Source organism: Phaeovulum veldkampii DSM 11550 (assembly GCF_003034995.1).
Lineage (GTDB): Bacteria > Pseudomonadota > Alphaproteobacteria > Rhodobacterales > Rhodobacteraceae > Phaeovulum > Phaeovulum veldkampii.
Window position 1 is genome coordinate 1 of record NZ_PZKF01000125.1, and the last position, 898, is coordinate 898.

Annotated in this window: 2 protein-coding genes; both read left to right on the forward strand. The window is 66.1% G+C overall.

The window, feature by feature from the left end:
• A partial coding sequence (locus C5F46_RS16215) for an efflux RND transporter periplasmic adaptor subunit (RefSeq protein WP_459562105.1) occupies nt 1-435 on the forward strand: 435 nt, incomplete at its 5' end.
• Entirely contained in the window at nt 432-773 is a 342-nt protein-coding gene (locus C5F46_RS16220) for a hypothetical protein (RefSeq protein WP_235820210.1), read from the forward strand. The genes C5F46_RS16215 and C5F46_RS16220, both read left to right, overlap by 4 nt.
• The last annotated feature ends 125 nt before the right edge of the window (nt 774-898 follow it).

Here is an 898-nt window from a genome sequence, read left to right on the forward strand (position 1 = left end):
GGTCAGCTGGCCCTTGGCCAGCCCGGCACCATCCGTCTGCGGTCTCAGCCTGCCAGCGAATTCACGGGCACGATCACCCGCATCGGAGTGGAAAGCGACCGGGTGAATGAGGAACGCCGCGTCTGGCTGACCTGCTCGGATTGCCCGCAGCAAATGTTTCTGGGCGAACAAGCCGAGGTGCGCATCCTGACTGCCACACGCGCCACGGCCCTGATGGTGCCTGAAGTGGCGATTATCGGCTTCGACGGGTATCGCGGCACGGTCTGGATCGTCCAGGACAGTAGGCTTTCGCGCGCCGACCTGACATTCGGCGCGCGTGACGACCGGGGCCGGGTGGAAGTGACGGGCGGGTTGCCCGATGCTGCGCAGGTCGTGGCCGTCCCGCTGCAAGGCGTGGATGAAGGTCGGCTTGCCCGCATCGGAGCTGCGCCATGAACCTTGCCATCAAGGATATCCGCCACGGCCTCTTCCGCTTTGTCCTGACCTGTTTGGGACTTGGGCTTCTAATGACGGTCGTGCTTGCGATGATCGGCATCTACAACGGCCTTGTCGCCGATGCCCTGGCCGTCGTGAAGGCCCCTGCCGCTGATGTCTGGGTGGTCGAGGCTGGCACTCAAGGCCCCTTTGCCGAAGCGTCAAGCATCCCGGCCACGACCCGGGACGCCGTGGCCCGCCATGCCCGGAGTGGCCGGAGGCCGGGGCCGATCACTTACCAAACGATCGAGGCCAGCCATGCCGGCGGGGACCTTGCGGCTCTATGTCATCGGCTTTGAACCCGGTCGTCCCGGCCGGACCGGCCAGCGCATTACCGAAGGGCGGGGGGCGTGGGCGAGAAGCCACTTTGTAACTGCTGGCGAGACCGCAAGACCGGTCTGGTGCCCGGACGAGACCATCCGGC